The organism is Geomonas sp. Red276, assembly GCF_054784495.1.
The window spans coordinates 1-1,144 of sequence record NZ_BLXW01000095.1 but is presented as its reverse complement, the minus strand read 5'-3'; the positions used below and the strand labels follow the sequence as shown (position 1 = coordinate 1,144).

The window sequence follows — 1,144 nt, the reverse complement described above, 5'->3', positions numbered from 1 at the left end:
TGACTGGAACTGGAAACGATTCTTCACGGCAGCCTCCTCGGATGGAATGTGCCGTGATTATATGAACCACCTACGACGTAATATGTCGCGCTTGTCTTCCAGCGGAAGATTGGCGCTAATCAGGAAAGAGAATGATGGCAATGACTTTGGTCCCCAACTCTGTCCCGTAGGAGACTGCCAGTTGCTGGTACTGGTCAATACTAGTCATAAGCACCTCCGTTCGAAGTCTGCTTCACACGACATGATCCAGATCCATCGGCAAATCAATTCTACCGCATTCTCTGACATTATCCGTGGCCAGCCTCTGTCACTGGCTTTCGTATCTTCCGGATACTCCTTGGACACATTACTCATTCCAGGCGACCCGCTCATGCGTTTGGCGCTAGGCATCAGAGAGTCTTCTTGCGTGTGCGGTGATTAGGAGCCGCATTCGCCGAAGCAAATTCCGGGGACACAATACTCATTTCTTATACTCATTTCTTTGATGGACGTCCCGCCTTGTGTTTGCCGAGGTCACGACCGGTGATCTCCTCCATCTTATGAACGAAGCTCTCGCTGCCAATCGGCCTCCCGATCTTGACGCCAGACCGGAGTTTCCGGTTTGCCTCTTCATCATCGTCTTCCAGCAGCTCGCTCCAATTTTCCACTAGCCCCATCAAGCTGCGGTCGCCAACGAGGAGGTCCGTGCTCTTTTTCCCCATGTGGAACCTGGCACTGGACCACTCGTAGTCCCAAGCCTTTTCCACCATATTTGCACGCACCGGATTCAGTTCAACGTAGCGCGCTGCAGCCACCAGATGTCGCTCATCGAGCACGCAGGAGGCGAATCGCCCCTGGAAGAGGTACCCCCTCACGTCTTCGCGGAAATTTTCCATCCTGGTGTACAACCGATGTGCCTCCCCAAAGGCCTTGGCCAAGGATGTTTCCTCCTCGGGTACCGCTATGAAATGGACGTGGTTCGTCATGAGACACCAGGCAAGGATCTGGACGCCGCCTGACAAGGCATGGGCCTTGACTGCGTATTCCGCGGCAAGCCGGCCACCGATTCCGATCGAAGTCGGCCACCCATTCCGATTCAAGCCGGCCATCTATTCCGTTTGATTCCGGCCACCCCCTGAGCTCCTTCCTCCATCCCCGCCTTTAG

1 protein-coding gene is annotated in these 1,144 nt (G+C 54.6%); it reads right to left on the bottom strand.

Annotation, left to right across the window (positions count from 1 at the left end; translation table 11 throughout):
* Window positions 1–473 precede the first annotated feature (473 nt).
* Entirely contained in the window at window positions 474–1,088 is a 615-nt protein-coding gene (locus ACYVL5_RS23620) for a transposase (protein ID WP_460597994.1), read from the bottom strand.
* Between the last annotated feature and the right edge of the window lie 56 nt (window positions 1,089–1,144).